We start from the raw sequence: 14,155 nt of genomic DNA on the forward strand, positions 1-14,155 counted from the left end.
AAAATTCTAATTGTTTTAACTGAAATTTTAAAAACTAAGTAAACCAATACCTTAGAAAAACAAGTTGAGAGTGGGGTTAATTTGTATAAAAATATAATAAACACTAGGCGAAATTCACCTCCACCCTAATGTCGGGTGGAGTCCTCTTTCGCTTTTAGATAGAAACAATACTCGCCAGCCTCAAGATGACTATAGGCGTTCTTATCAACCATGCGGGTGATACGTGAGCCATTCTTATCATAATAATATTTTGGAAAAGCACCTCTAGATAAGATTTCTCTAATTTCAACCAGTAGATGTAATTCAGGCATAACCTCTAAACGGCGTGAAGTCTTTTTATTGCCGTATTCACGCTCAGAAATGATATTCATCATCTCTCTATAGTGGTTTGCATTAGAAATATCCGCAATGATTTGACCGCGAGCCGCAACATTCTCACGATATTGTTGGTTGTATCTCATTCTCTCTAGTATGGCTGCACCGCCGCGATCTACTACCACTGCGCCACCGCCGATAGGCGTACTACTTGCAACATGTAAATTATTTTTCTTACCCATGAATGCATCTCTCCATAGCATATTCCAACACTTTAAATACATCAAAAAGAATTAGGCTATCGCACCTAAGGTTCTTATGAAGAGAAGAGTTGGTAGTGTATTAAAAATTACGATAGAGGATCAAATAAGGTATTAAATCTAAAGCAAGATGATATAAACATTATGAGCTTTAGGTGAAAGTCATACCTTAGCGGTACTTATAGCACAGTTAATATGATCCGCATAAACCATAGGATGTTATATCTATCAGATAAAAACCACTAATGTTGCCTATGTGCATCGGTATAGCTTGCTCACTTTTTTTAGCGCTGTGTAGATGGGCTTTAAAAAAAGTGATATTTAGTATTGCATATTCATCATATAAATCCAACTTTACTTGCGACCTAGCCGTAAAAATCAATAACATAACAGTATTTTAGAAATACAGATATTATAAAAAGGAGGGCGATAAAATTTCCAGGAGTAAAATAACTCTTACTCTTAAGCCCTCACTATCCTCTAGTATTAAATTCTAAATACTCTATATAAATTTTATAGGTTCAATTATTAAACTTTTTTGTTTATATAAAGCCTAGTAATTGAACCTATTGGGTGACCAAAATATATTTCTTACTCTTACTAAAATGTGTTAAAATACGCTAAACGTCTCAGCAGAATAATACCTATAGCCCTTATTTCATAATACTTCATAGGTTAATATAGCTTAATATCACTTAATGAAATATAGTGGTTCTAGCCTGTCACGCCGGGGGTCGCGGGTTCGAGTCCCGTCCGCTGCGCCATATTTAAAACGAATTTAGACTGTTAAGTCTAAGCAAGTTTCGCCTCAAACATTAGATTGTTTGAGGTTTTTTTGTGTCTGCTCGTTTTAAATAGTAGCGGCGTGACTTATATTTCTATTGTATGCTGTGCTAACAGATAATTTCTACATGGCTATTGATAATAGGGATAGAAAATAACATGGAATATAACCACATACCTAGAGAGCTGCTAGGCTTTTTTCCAACCCCTCTGGTTGAGCTGAAACGATTGAGTGCAGCCTTGGGCGGTCCCAAAATCTATATGAAAAGAGATGACAATACGGGGCTGGCATTGGGTGGCAATAAAACTCGTAAGCTTGAATTTATCCTCGGTGACGCGCTCGCCAAAGGTGCCGATACCATCATCACTGCGGGCGCGATACAGTCAAACCATTGCCGTCAGACAGCAGCAGCGGCGGCAAGCTTAGGACTGGAGTGTCATTTAGTCTTAGGCGGCGAAGAGCCGGAGCAGGCAAATGGGAATCTCTTGCTAGATAAGCTGTTTGGTTGCCATATCCACTGGGCAGGCAATCATCGCAAAGGCGAGGATATTCCTCGCATCGTTGAGCAATTAACCAACCAAGGTAAAAACGTCTACGTGGTGCCGTACGGTGGTTCAAGCGAGCTTGGGGCGTTAGCCTTTGTAGAGGCGTTTAAAGAGCTAGAATCGCAGCGTCAAAGCATGGGCTTCTCCTTGACCCACATCGTGTTTGCCTCAAGCTCTGGCGGCACGCAAGCGGGCTTAATGCTTGGCAACAAAATCTTTAACTCACCTTATCAAATCGTTGGCATCAATATTGATAAAGGCGAAACCGATAAAGTCGCCTTTGATCAATATACTTTGGCGCTTGCTAATAATACGGCAAAATTAATCAATACAGATTATGAATTTACCGCGTCAGACTTGATTCTTAACTCTGATTATGTTGGTGAAGGCTATGGCGTAGTGGGCGCATTAGAAAATGAGGCGATCGCTTTGACGGCGCAAACAGAAGGGATATTGGTCGACCCTGTTTATACTGGTCGCGCGATGGGCGGGCTTACCGATATGATTCGTACGGGGAAGATTAAGAAAACTGATAGTGTGTTGTTTTGGCATACTGGCGGTGCGCCGGCTTTATTTGCTTATGGCAACGATTTGGATTTGGCGAAAAAAAGCAGTAAGCAAGAAGTTTGATTCCTTACAACAAGAAATTTGACTTGTTATTGGTTGATAAAACAAGTGCTTACGGGCGCTGATTAAGCCGACTGACAGCAGCAATCAGCGCCACCATAATAATACCCATAATAATAAGAATCCCCGACATCAGGTGCGCTGCTTCATAATTTAGCGCCTCTACTTGCTCATATATCGCAATAGAGACAACCTTGGTCTCACCTGAAATGCTGCCACCTATCATCAGTACCACGCCAAATTCGCCAATGGTATGCGCAAAACTGATTAAGCCGCCTAGAATGATGCCAATGCGCGCTTGCGGTAGGACAATTTTTATAAAACGTCTAAGACGGCTAGGCTCTAATAAGCTTGCCACTTCCATGACGCTTTGGGGAATACGCAAAAACTGAGCATAGACGGGCTGAATATAAAAGGGTAAGGAGTAGATGATAGAGCCAATTACCAGCCCTTCAAAGGTAAAAACCAAAGGGCTGATATTATGCTCGATAAGCCATTGACCAATACCGACGCTCGGGCTTAGCAATAATAATAAATAAAAACCAATGACGGTAGGCGGTAAAACAAGCGGCATCGCAATAATACCCATCAATAGAATCTTTATACGCCCAGCGACATTTCCGCGGCTAGGCTTGGCAAGCCAATAGGCGAGTGGCGTTGCAAATAACAATAAGCAAAGGGTGGTAATGCTGGCAAGCTTGATGCTTACCCATACCGGCAGCAGCATGTCTGAGATAAGAAACTGGGACATCATAGCGTGATTATCTATCTACCTTTTATCCAGTGCGCCGCTGATAGGACATTATTTATGCTGCTACTTTATTTATAGATCGCTTGCCTTGATAACGTGTCACTTATGTCACATTTCACTTATTTCACGCAGGCAAGCTTATCAAAGGGCTAAAGTATTCACTTGAGCAAACCTAAGCCGTACTTATTCTCTCGATAGATTGCTACAAACAAGCTACTTAACAGCCAAATAACCTGCTTTAGCAAAATAAGCCTGTCCAGCAGGCGAGCGCAGGTAATCAGTAAAATCTGCTGCGCTAGCACCATCGGTAATGACGATACCGTCCTGCAGGATAGCAGGATAAGAGTCGGCTGGTAAAATATAAAATTGCTCGGGCGTCGCTTTGATGGCGGTCACTTGCGACTGGGCGACAAAGCCATAATCGACATTACCTGTGTGGGCATATTGAAAAGCTTGGCCAATATTTTCCGCCTGAATGATGCGCTTTTGTGCCGTTAGAGAGTCGTAAAGGTTTTGTGCTTGTAAATAAGCCTTGGCAGATTCGCCGTAAGGCGCAAGCTCAGGGTTGGCAATAGTAATTTTCGTCTTGTCATCACGCTTTAATAGCTCCGTCAGTGTACTCTGATTCAAACTATCAACCGGCTTGGTCGCGCTATAAATGGAGAGTTGACCTTGAGTATAGGTAAACGGCGTATGGCTGCTGTCACCTTTAAACATCTCATCGACCAGTTTAGCGGGGAACTCTTGGTTGGCGGCTAAAAAAATATCGTAAGGTGCGCCGGCAGTGATTTGCGAATATAGTTTACCTGAAGAAGCAAAGGTAACTTCGATCTCTTGATTCGGCAGGTTCTTATCTTTTTTATAGCCTTCGATGATTTCAGGCAATACGTCTGATAAATTGGCGGCGGCAGCAATACGAATGGCTTCACTAGGTTGAGTGGTCTGTGGTGCGTTTTCTGCAACGGTCGCCGTTTCATTAGGGCTGTTTTCTTGGCTACAAGCGCCTAACGTCAAAGCCAAGCACGCGGATGCGCCCAATATTGCTATCGATTTAGACCGTTTTAAATAAGACAAATTGGTAATGGGTTGATGCTGAGCATTTGATGATTTTGATAGCATAACCTAAATCCTCTACTTTAAAAAAGGAACAATAGTCAGTAAGAATTAATAATTTTGCAGTATATATCAGTTATTTATAGTTATTGGCTTAATTGTTTTCTAAACGATATGCATATCACGACTACATATTTTTCATCAATGTTATTGAGTGAGTCGTCATTAATTAACCGTTAATTAGCCATTATTACTCAGCCATTTTGAAGAATCATCTTGGTAATATTCTTGTTTCCACACCGGAATATCGGCTTTAATCGTATCTAATATCCAGCGGCAAGCGTCAAAAGCAGGATAGCGATGGGCAGAAACCACACCAACCCAAACTGCCACATCGCCAATCTCTAACGCGCCAATGCGATGGATAGCAATGGCATCGAGAATCTCAAAACGCTTTTTGGCTTCTTCAATGATGGCTCGGCCTTGATTGATGGCCAAATCTTCATAGCCATAGTAGGTTAGACGATTAACACTCGTGGCATTATTATGATTGCGTACGCGGCCTTCAAAGCAGACAAAGGCGCCGCAGCTGTCATTATCGAGCGTCTTTTTAAGGCGACTTTCGTCAATATCGGTATCTAACAGCGCAAAACCATCACGTTCAGCGATGAGGTACGCTTCATCGATGCTACGTTTGATACTCATAGATTGCCCATGTACGTTGTCTGTCATTTTTTCTGCCTATTATTTAACAATATTGTATAACGAGATTTTTAACTTTAAGCATCGCGTAAAGTTACGGCGCTCATAAAAAGTGAATTCATAAAAAAGGATAAATAAGTAGGTTAATAAAAAGCTATGTTAAATTAACCACCAGCCACTGGCGTGATAAAAACCACGCTATCGCCGTCATAAATCTCATCCGTCCACTTAGCAAAATAGTCATTTACCGCCACCCGTAGCTCCGACTGCGGACGACTGAAGCGATGTTTTTGGCGCAGCTGCTCATATAGCTCAGTTAATGAAGTCGACTGTGGCACCGTGATTTTTTCTTCGTGACAATTGGCTTCATCGGCTAAGCTGGCAAAATATAAGACGCTAATATTCATCATAGTTTCTAATTTAGAGTCTGTATTGCTTTCTACTAAGGTGCTCATAGCAATCTCCCTTATTGATAAACTGGTTATTCACTGTCTAACGTTAGGCTTTTCAGAACTTTACTTTTTCAAATCACTCTTACTTATGCTGATAATCGGATTTACCGCCGGTTTTTTTCATAAGATGAATATTATCAATCACAATGTCATGCGAGATGGCTTTAGTCATATCATAAATGGTTAAGCAGGCGACACTAACGGCGGTTAATGCTTCCATTTCTACCCCAGTTTTGTGGGTGACTTTCACGGTGGCGGTCACAGTAATGCTATGGTTGGCATCATCGTATGCAAAGCTTAGACCAATTTTATCCAAGGGCAAGGGGTGACAAAGTGGAATGAGGTCATGGGTACGTTTGGCTGCCATGATACCAGCAATATGAGCGGTTTGAGTGATGCTGCCTTTTTTGGTCATGCCATCCGCGGCTTTAATTTGCGTATAGATATCTGCAGGAAAAACCACTTGTCCGCTTGCATGTGCTTCTCTGGTACTGGCCGTTTTACCACTCACATCAACCATGGTGATATCACCGTCGCTATCTAAATGCGATAAGCCAGATTGGTTACTTGGTTGCTTAGTTGCTTGTTTGGTCGCTTGGTTGTTGTCTTTTTGACTATCGCTATTCATTTTTTATGTCTCTTAAATGGCTCGTTTTTCTTAAATACAGTGCTTATTAAATGGCTCATTTTTCTTAAAGTTACTTTCTTTAACCAAACCTTTAACTAAACCTTTTTATAAGTTATTTAAGGCTAAACAAGCACTTGCAAAATCTTTAGGCGTATTAAAATTGGTTAACGCTTGCCATACTTGGGTAAAGGGTACAGGCTGCACAATCGGCTTAATAAGCTTCATTACTTGCCGCTGTCCGTCATCAATATACTGCTTTAACTCAGACTCAATACTTAAACGATATAAACCTAATAATGGATATAAATGGCTGTCATCGGTTAGGCAAATGACAGATTTATCATCAGCCTGCGTGATATAAGGTTGCAGTTTTTGCCATAAATCGCTGATAGGAATCAAGCTATCACAGCTAATGACCAGCAGCCAAGATTGTTGCCAGTTTGCGTCTCTCGTTAATGAATTTGAACTTGCCAAACGTTTTAATGATTGTAGCGCTGCTTCAATCGCCACCAACGCGCCGCCGGTTTCAATCGGTTTATTATGCCTAATAGAAAACTCATTGCTAGAGATGTTGTTAACCGAAATATTATCAACCGAAAGATAGTCCTCAATATAAAAAACTGACGACTGCGCTTCTTTTTTAGGCAAATCTGCATTGACGCTAAAACCACGTCCATTATCGGCAATCATAATAGGTAGATCGCTCATCATCGCAGCGCTTAATTTAAGCGCTTGTCTGACATGATAATCAAGCAAACGCTCACCCGTTGGCAAGATAAGCTCAGCTTTTGGCGAACCCATACGTTTGGAGGCGCCGCCTGCTAAAATAACGATACCGGCTAAGCGGCTGAGTTCATCTGCTTGGGCTGAGCTGTCTGCAACTTCTAGCATGAACTAATCGTGACCTGGGTTGGTGCGCATAAAGTGTGGCACAAAGTTACAAGGGCGTGTGCGACTATCGAGCTGCTCTTGTAAGATACCTTCCCACGCAGTGCGGCAAGCACCTGATGAACCGGGCAGGCAGAAGATGCCCGTACCGTTTGCCATACCAGCCACGGCGCGAGATTGGATGGTAGACATGCCGATATCGTCTTTTGAGATTAAGCGGAACATCTCGCCAAAGCCATCAACCGATTTATCAAACAAGACGCCAACCGCTTCTGGCATACTGTCGCGGATATAAAAACCAGTACCGCCCGTGGTGATAATAGCGTGCACATCTGGGTCGGCAATCCAGTTACTAATGACGGCTCTGATTTTATAAATATCATCAATAATCAGCTGACGGTCGGCAAGTTGATGCCCTGCTGCGGTCAGTTGGTCGACCAAATATTGCCCTGAAGTATCTTCTGCAAGAGTACGACTGTCAGAAACCGTTAGGATGGCGATATTAAGCGGGGTAAAGGGTGCTTGCAGCTTACTCATGAATGTTCCTTAATAAATACGCTTGTGGTAAAAAATGAAAAATTTGATTATTAGTATATTTTTGATTCTAACCTCCAATCATCGACAAATTATTCATCATGCCGCTGTTTGATTCATGAAGATGATGATGCTCAGGTTTAATTGGCATAAAGCTGTGCAGGATATTCACAAGCCCTGCGACATCATCTTGTTCTAGATGCTGACGAATATCGTAATTACCTTGGTCGAATAGACACAGATGCACCTTGCCTTGACTGCTGACCCGCAGACGATTGCAGCTGTCACAGAAATGGGCAGCATAAGGGGCTATCATGCCGATACGGCCTTTATAATCTGGATGGCTATATTCTATCGCTGGACCGTCATTGCTGCCACGCACATGGGTTTGCCAGCCGTGCTTGATTAGATAATTGGTGATGATGTCAGACTGTGCGTGCTGGGCAAAAAACAAATCGCTGTTGTCACTAGTCTGCATAAATTCAATAAAGCGGTAAGTAACAGCTCTATCTTTGACATAGTCGATCGCATTCATCAGATTTTCAAAGGCGGTTTCTGCCATTAAAATACTGTTAATCTTTAGCTTAATATCTGTGGTCGCAAGCAGAGTATCCATATCAGCCAACAGCTGCGGCAACATATCAAAGCCAGTCATTTTATGGAAGGTTGCGGCATCAAAGCTGTCCATACTGATATTGATTTGATTCAGTCCAGCCGCTTGCCAAGCAGCCAAATGCTTGCCAAGCTTATAGCCATTGCTGGTCATAGCAACCGTTTCAATACCTTCGGTGTTTTTGATGGTTTTAATAATGTCTACCACGTCACGGCGTATAGAGGGCTCACCGCCGGTAATCCTAACTTTTTTGGTGCCAACTTGGGCAAAGCCGCGGATTAGGGTAGCAATTTCCGTGACGCTGAGTTCGTTTTGTGGGGGTTTACCTTGATAGCCATCTGGCAGGCAATATTCACAGCGAAAATTACAGAAATCAGTAATCGATAAACGCAAATAGGTAAGACGTCGTGCGAAACCATCGGTTAATGGTTGAGAGAGCGTGACCGGAGAATACGTTGACGAGAGAGCCGTTGTCGACGACAAGTCACCGTCAAAAATAGCAGGTGCAGCGGCAGGCGAGTACAATTGCACATTGCCTGCGTTGGGGGCAAGATGGTTCATAGATGATTACCATTAATATTAAGTATAGTGTGTACTTTTAGGCGTTGCCTCAGGTTGTGAGTGGGAAATTCCATTTATAGTTAATTATGACAGCTTGCGCGCAAATAACCATTCACCGTAAGTAAGCTAAAAACTACCACCAAAGTAGTAGATAGCATTTGATAGCAAAGCCTCAGTTTCTCACGATTAATGGCATAAAGAGTTATTAACTATGTAACCATTAATCCGCTATGTAAGGATTAATAGTGCAGTCCTTATTAATAACACAGCGTTTAGCTATATAACCAAGGAAAAGGCTGAACCAATACTTGCTCGCCAGCGGCTACATTGCCAGAATCTTGCGCCAAGACAATAAAGCAATTGGCGTGGCTCAGCTGTTTGATACGGTGCGATTGCTGCTTGCTAAAGCTTTCTACTTCAAACTCACCAGCTGCATTCCGCGACATAATGCCCCTTTGAAAGTCCATCCGTCCGGCTGATTTTTTGATATCGTTTTTAAGGGTAGCGGTCAGGCTAAGCTGCATGGGTCGCTCTTGTGGTGCAGCGCCTGCCATTTGCCACAAAGCGGGAATGACAAATTGTAAGCTGCCAACGACAGTTGATAGGGGATTGCCGGGTAAACCAAAGTATAGTACCGGCTTGGCAAGATTTTGCGTCAGCTCGCCAAAGACAAACGGTTTGCCGGGTTTCATGGCGACTTTATAATGATTAATCTGCCCCAGCTGCTCAATGACGGTGGTTAAAAAGTCATAGTCACCAACCGATACGCCAGCGGTAGAGATAAGGACGTCGCACTCTTGCATCGCTTGGGTTACGGCAGCGGTCGTTTTATCTAAATCATCAGCAATGATGCCATAATCGCGGACAGTGACGGGTAAGCTTGAGAGTAAGGTTTTTAGCGTCGGGGTGTTGGAATTATAGATTTGCGCTAGGCTGGTCAGCTCATTGCCAATCGCCACCAATTCATCGCCCGTCGCGAGTACACCAACGATTAAAGGCTGATAAACATCGACTTTATCAAAACCCAAATTCGCTAATAGGCTGATATCAGTAGGATTTAAGCGTTTACCTTTTTGTAATACCACATCCTTAGCTTCAATCTCTTCGCCTTGCTTACGGATATTGTCATTAGCCTTAGCAGTTTTGCTAAGCGTCATATCATAAGGCTTTGATTTATCAATACGGTCTTTTATAGCGGCAAAATTGGTGTTTTCTTGCATGACGACCGTATCGCAGCTGTCAGGAACGACGGCACCCGTAAAGATGCGCACCCCTTGTCCTGCGACAATGTCACCACGATAAGGACTGCCCGCTTGCGACTCACCGACGATCGCAATCGTGCTTTCGGCGTCAAGCGTACTGCCTTGTGCCAACGCATAACCATCCATCGCCGACAGATTTTGTCTAGGGACAGCAAACGGCGAGACGATATCTTTTGCCAAGATATGATTGCGACTGTCTAATAAATCGTAGCTTACGACGTCTCTTTTGCTGAGCGGAAAATCGTCATTATTATACGTTTCTATACGCTGCGTTATTTTTGCGGTAAGCCCTGCGACAGTAATCATAAATCCCTACTTATTTTATTTATATATATTGAACTGATATTGAACTGAGATAGCCATTTAGCTTATACAACGACTAGGGCGTGTCTTCAATTCAATCGATGGACATCTAAATGGGCTAAAAATGGCTAAATTTTGCCAAACTTCATCAAATAGCTAGGTAATATCCCGATATTAACGGCGCTATTTTCCTTGTTTGACTGCAATTTATCTCATTTTTATCACCATTTTTAAAATGAAGACACGCCCTAAAGTCATCTAGCTATCGAGATGGTATAACCTAACAAGATACGTTATACCATACGAGCTATTTTATATCATCACTACCTATCATAATGCGGCTTTATCATATGAAAATTAATTGAATGAAAATAGATTGTTTAGCCGCGGAATATGTTTTCTTGTTCAAGCGACATCTCGATACCTTCGATATCGGCATCGTTTGCTAAGGTAAATAAGTAATCGCACAAGGATTGATGAAACGCTTGTTGGCTCAGCTTATTATGAATCGCAGGGCTGACTTGCTCATAAGTCATCTGAATGCCAGGCTCTTTGGTTAGCACGTCGACAACATGAAAACCATAACGGCTCTCGATAGGGCTTGGCGCCAGTCCTGCATCCATTTTAAATAACGCGCCTTCAAATTCTGGTACAGTCTGACCTTTATTAATAATACCAAGCTCGCCGCCTTGCTCTTTTGATGGGCAAGCTGAATGCTGGCGCGCCAGTTGGATAAATTCGGCATCAGGATTGACATTATCTTTGATTTGTTCGATAAATTCGTAGGCGGTTTTTTTAAGTTTTAATCGCTCATCGCCGTCTTCTGGCGGACATGCCAACAAAATATGACGGACATTCATAATAGGGTCGGTCTTAAAGTCAGTGATATTCTGCTTATAATAGCGCTCGCAGGTTGCCATATCGGGCATCGTTGCTTGCACGTTTTTTTCTATTAAGTCAGAGATGGCTTTTTCTTCATCGTCAAGCCATGCTGTCTCGCCAAGGCTTGGCTCATCTAAAACGGCAAGGCGCAAGAGTTCACGCACCACCAAGGCTTGCGTCGCTAGAAACACCGCATCTTCTTTATTGGGGGCAGGGTGGTATTGCAGCTCTTGGGCAATCGCGGTTCTATCTATCATCACACCATTGACGGTCACCGATGGCAGTTCATCACGGCTAGAGGCAATCAGATTTTTATGGTTGCTGCGTTCTTCTGCCATGGCTTTTTCGATAAACTCTTGGTCAGAATGCGGTTTTTGCAAATCATTTAAGGTTGGCATAACCCGCAAGATATCATCACCGCGACCCGTCGGAGCATGGCTATGGCTATGACTATGATGGTCATGGTCGTGATTGCCATGACCATGATGATTGTCACTATGCCCATGAGTGTGTTGATGGTTTGCATGGTCGGCTGGATTATAAGTACTGACAGTCATGGCGTTACTCCACTAAGGGTTTTGGTAATAGAAATTCTAAAATACGAAATCACGTTACTGTGAAAAATATGGCTAATAAAAATTCGCTTTAAAACAAGCTTTATGAAAACTATAAGGCTTAAGACTATTTGTAAAAGTCTAAACAAAAAAATAGAGCCACCTTTAAATATTTACTCACTAATGAAGCGTTTAAAGGTGACTCTATGGCAATTGCATTTGCATACTGACTTTATATTTCTTTAACAAAGTATCGAGCGTATTTTTCGCACCCTCAATACTTTATTAAATGGATAGTTTAAGCCAGCTCTAGGCTCATTTTAGGGCCAAACGGCTCATAATGAACGCTATCAACGCCATGGTCTAAGGCCATTAGACCATCGATAATGCTTTCCATAAACATCATAGAACCACAGACATAAATATCAGCAGGCTTCGGTAAATTAGCAAGCCATGCTTCATCTAAAATTTGCCCAGATTCAAAGTAAAAAATGTGCTTTTCTACGTTGTCGGCGGCGGCAAGTAATTCGTTAACTTTACTATCAAAGGCATGATGCTCTTTATTCTGACAAGCATAAACCCAAACGATAGGACGTTTTGGATTGGCGGTGACTTGCGCCTCTAACATCGACAAAATCGGGGTGACGCCAACGCCTGCGCTCACCAGTACCAATGGAATATCATTTTGCTGAATTAAGTCTTGGTTGAGCTCAAAATCACCCGCTGGGGCAGATAATAAAATCGTATCGCCAACGTCTAAATGATCATGTAAGTGGTTTGATACCAAGCCATAATGCTCATTACGGTTGTCGCGTCTAACGGCAAATTGGATGCCTTTATCGCTTGTGGCTGAGTATAAAGAATAATGGCGTAGAGCAAGATGATCGCTGTCTTCTGGGTCGGCTTTGACCGTGATGTATTGACCGGCGCTCAGGCTTAATTTGCTTAAATCGATATCGTCGTTTGCGGGAACGACGGTAAAGGCGGCGATATCTGTCGCGGCTTCTACTTTTTCAGTGATTTTAAACGGTGCAAAGCCTTCCCACATTTCTTGCTCATACATGGTTTTTTCTAGCTGAATAAAGACATCAGCAATTTCATCATAGGCTTCAGTCCACGCATCGATGATGTCATCGTTGGCGGCTTCGCCCAATACTTCTTTGATAGCGCCTATTAAGTGATGACCAACAATCGGGTAGTGCTCTGGCAAAATTTGTAAGGCGCGGTGTTTATGGCTGATTTGCGTGACTTGTGGTAGTAGTACAGCCAATTTATCCAAGTGCTTTGCTGCGGCCAAAACCGTCATAGCCAGTGCAGTCTGCTGGCGACCTAGTTTTTGGTTGGTTTCGTTAAAGATATCTAAGAGTTCAGGATGTTGGTTGAACATGTTTTTATAAAAGACGGTCGTAATTGCTGTGCCATGTTCTTCAAGTACAGGAACAGTTGCTTTTACGATCTCTAGTGTTTTTGGTGACGCCATGGTGGATCCTTTAGTGATTTACACAGTGATAAGTTTAGAAGCGTTAGCTCAGTGTATGAGCGTAATAACCTTCATTAAACTGCTTTAGAAAACGCTGGGATTGAGCGTTTAGCGGTCTAGTAATTAATATTTTACCATAAGATTCATTAAAAATGAATCTTATGGTATCGTAGCTTTATCTAAACTTGAATGCTGTATCACTATTGTGGCTATTCCTATTAGGAACGTTTCTATTGCGAACGTTTCTCTCTCACAATCTGATAACGGCGACCGAAATACCAAATTGGTGCACTGATAATATGGATAAGCCGTGTGAACGGGAATATCGCAATCAGTGTAATACCGAGTGCCATATGCAGCTGATAAATCAAGTCGGTTTGCTCGATACGCGCCGCTGCCTGCCAAGGTCTTAAAATGGTAATATCTTGTGCCCAGCCGGCCAAATTCATCATGGTATAACCATCTAAATGCTTGACTGAAGTAAAGATAGAAATTAGACCAAGATTGAGCTGAATAAATAACAACACCAGTACCAGCTTGTCTGAGAACGTTGAGGTGTGCGAGATACGCTCATCGGTAAAGCGTCGCCATAGCAGCATCACCAGACCAAACCAACAAAATACTCCCGCGATACCACCGACGACCACCGCTAAAATCTGCTTGTTGCCGGCGCTAATAAAGCGGTCGTACAGAAAGTGCGGCGTCAACATCCCAAATAAATGGCCGAGCAAAACCACGATAATACCAACGTGAAAGAGGTTGCTGGCAAGGCGCATGTTTTTGCTTCTGAGCATCTGTGTTGAGCCGGATTTCCATGAATACTGAGATAAGTCAAAACGTACCCAAGTACCAATGATTGCAATGGTCAACGCAATATACGGATAAACACCAAAAAGGAAGATTTGTAGCCAATTGAGGTTGGCGACAGACTGTACGCTCGGATCTGCAATATTCATGTCAT

Annotated in this window: 14 protein-coding genes; 1 reads left to right on the plus strand and 13 read right to left on the minus strand. The window is 42.5% G+C overall.

Annotated elements, in window-relative coordinates:
* Positions 1-125 precede the first annotated feature (125 nt).
* Positions 126-557: a hypothetical protein gene (locus H9653_RS03535; RefSeq protein ID WP_191690498.1), complete on the minus strand. Its 432-nt coding sequence runs from the start codon at positions 555-557 to the stop codon at positions 126-128.
* 960 nt (positions 558-1,517) lie between these two features.
* Between H9653_RS03535 and H9653_RS03540 the strand changes: the two genes are divergently transcribed.
* Positions 1,518-2,534: a D-cysteine desulfhydrase family protein gene (locus tag H9653_RS03540; protein WP_191690500.1), complete on the plus strand. Its 1,017-nt coding sequence runs from the start codon at positions 1,518-1,520 to the stop codon at positions 2,532-2,534.
* Between the two features lie 49 nt (positions 2,535-2,583).
* Here H9653_RS03540 and modB read toward each other — a convergent pair whose 3' ends face one another.
* The 12 genes from modB to narI all read right to left on the minus strand — a co-directional run bounded on the left by modB (position 2,584) and on the right by narI (position 14,150).
* Positions 2,584-3,285: a molybdate ABC transporter permease subunit gene (modB, locus tag H9653_RS03545; protein ID WP_191690502.1), complete on the minus strand. Its 702-nt coding sequence runs from the start codon at positions 3,283-3,285 to the stop codon at positions 2,584-2,586.
* Positions 3,286-3,495: 210 nt separating this feature from the next.
* Positions 3,496-4,401, minus strand: a complete 906-nt coding sequence (gene modA, locus H9653_RS03550; RefSeq protein WP_191690504.1) for a molybdate ABC transporter substrate-binding protein — start codon at positions 4,399-4,401, stop codon at positions 3,496-3,498.
* A gap of 174 nt (positions 4,402-4,575) precedes the next feature.
* Positions 4,576-5,067 (minus strand): molybdenum cofactor biosynthesis protein MoaE, encoded by a 492-nt coding sequence (locus H9653_RS03555; protein WP_102077822.1) that lies wholly within the window; start codon positions 5,065-5,067, stop codon positions 4,576-4,578.
* 134 nt (positions 5,068-5,201) lie between these two features.
* Positions 5,202-5,492: a MoaD/ThiS family protein gene (locus H9653_RS03560; protein WP_191690506.1), complete on the minus strand. Its 291-nt coding sequence runs from the start codon at positions 5,490-5,492 to the stop codon at positions 5,202-5,204.
* Positions 5,493-5,571: 79 nt separating this feature from the next.
* The gene (moaC, locus tag H9653_RS03565; protein WP_191690508.1) at positions 5,572-6,117 is read right to left on the minus strand and encodes a cyclic pyranopterin monophosphate synthase MoaC; all 546 of its coding nucleotides are present in this window, start codon (positions 6,115-6,117) and stop codon (positions 5,572-5,574) included.
* A gap of 105 nt (positions 6,118-6,222) precedes the next feature.
* The gene (mobA, locus tag H9653_RS03570) at positions 6,223-7,008 is read right to left on the minus strand and encodes a molybdenum cofactor guanylyltransferase (protein WP_191690510.1); all 786 of its coding nucleotides are present in this window, start codon (positions 7,006-7,008) and stop codon (positions 6,223-6,225) included.
* Between the two features lie 3 nt (positions 7,009-7,011).
* Entirely contained in the window at positions 7,012-7,542 is a 531-nt protein-coding gene (gene moaB / locus H9653_RS03575; protein WP_191690512.1) for a molybdenum cofactor biosynthesis protein B, read from the minus strand.
* Positions 7,543-7,609: 67 nt separating this feature from the next.
* Positions 7,610-8,713 carry a GTP 3',8-cyclase MoaA gene (gene moaA / locus H9653_RS03580; protein WP_191690514.1) on the minus strand — a complete coding sequence of 368 codons (1,104 nt, stop codon included), beginning with the start codon at positions 8,711-8,713 and terminating at the stop codon, positions 7,610-7,612.
* A 272-nt stretch (positions 8,714-8,985) separates the two neighbouring features.
* Positions 8,986-10,281, minus strand: coding sequence for a molybdopterin molybdotransferase MoeA (locus H9653_RS03585; RefSeq protein ID WP_191690516.1), 1,296 nt, complete (start codon positions 10,279-10,281; stop codon positions 8,986-8,988).
* 377 nt (positions 10,282-10,658) lie between these two features.
* Entirely contained in the window at positions 10,659-11,558 is a 900-nt protein-coding gene (locus tag H9653_RS03590; RefSeq protein WP_404814802.1) for a peptidylprolyl isomerase, read from the minus strand.
* A 454-nt stretch (positions 11,559-12,012) separates the two neighbouring features.
* Positions 12,013-13,194 carry a globin domain-containing protein gene (locus tag H9653_RS03595; protein ID WP_191690520.1) on the minus strand — a complete coding sequence of 394 codons (1,182 nt, stop codon included), beginning with the start codon at positions 13,192-13,194 and terminating at the stop codon, positions 12,013-12,015.
* A 230-nt stretch (positions 13,195-13,424) separates the two neighbouring features.
* Positions 13,425-14,150, minus strand: coding sequence for a respiratory nitrate reductase subunit gamma (gene narI / locus H9653_RS03600; protein WP_191690522.1), 726 nt, complete (start codon positions 14,148-14,150; stop codon positions 13,425-13,427).
* Between the last annotated feature and the right edge of the window lie 5 nt (positions 14,151-14,155).

Origin of the sequence: Psychrobacter communis, assembly GCF_014836505.1 — a bacterium.
Classification (GTDB): Bacteria; Pseudomonadota; Gammaproteobacteria; order Pseudomonadales; family Moraxellaceae; genus Psychrobacter; species Psychrobacter faecalis.

Bases quoted from the DNA above. Each gene is read 5' to 3' on its own strand.
- H9653_RS03535 (WP_191690498.1), bottom strand. From the start codon at position 557: ATGGGTAAGAAAAATAATTTACATGTTGCAAGTAGTACGCCTATCGGC.
- H9653_RS03540 (WP_191690500.1), top strand. From the start codon at position 1,518: ATGGAATATAACCACATACCTAGAGAGCTGCTAGGCTTTTTTCCAACC.
- modB (WP_191690502.1), bottom strand. From the start codon at position 3,285: ATGATGTCCCAGTTTCTTATCTCAGACATGCTGCTGCCGGTATGGGTA.
- modA (WP_191690504.1), bottom strand. From the start codon at position 4,401: ATGCTATCAAAATCATCAAATGCTCAGCATCAACCCATTACCAATTTG.
- H9653_RS03555 (WP_102077822.1), bottom strand. From the start codon at position 5,067: ATGACAGACAACGTACATGGGCAATCTATGAGTATCAAACGTAGCATC.
- H9653_RS03560 (WP_191690506.1), bottom strand. From the start codon at position 5,492: ATGAGCACCTTAGTAGAAAGCAATACAGACTCTAAATTAGAAACTATG.
- moaC (WP_191690508.1), bottom strand. From the start codon at position 6,117: ATGAATAGCGATAGTCAAAAAGACAACAACCAAGCGACCAAACAAGCA.
- mobA (WP_191690510.1), bottom strand. From the start codon at position 7,008: ATGCTAGAAGTTGCAGACAGCTCAGCCCAAGCAGATGAACTCAGCCGC.
- moaB (WP_191690512.1), bottom strand. From the start codon at position 7,542: ATGAGTAAGCTGCAAGCACCCTTTACCCCGCTTAATATCGCCATCCTA.
- moaA (WP_191690514.1), bottom strand. From the start codon at position 8,713: ATGAACCATCTTGCCCCCAACGCAGGCAATGTGCAATTGTACTCGCCT.
- H9653_RS03585 (WP_191690516.1), bottom strand. From the start codon at position 10,281: ATGATTACTGTCGCAGGGCTTACCGCAAAAATAACGCAGCGTATAGAA.
- H9653_RS03590 (WP_404814802.1), bottom strand. From the start codon at position 11,558: ATGCCAACCTTAAATGATTTGCAAAAACCGCATTCTGACCAAGAGTTT.
- H9653_RS03595 (WP_191690520.1), bottom strand. From the start codon at position 13,194: ATGGCGTCACCAAAAACACTAGAGATCGTAAAAGCAACTGTTCCTGTA.
- narI (WP_191690522.1), bottom strand. From the start codon at position 14,150: ATGAATATTGCAGATCCGAGCGTACAGTCTGTCGCCAACCTCAATTGG.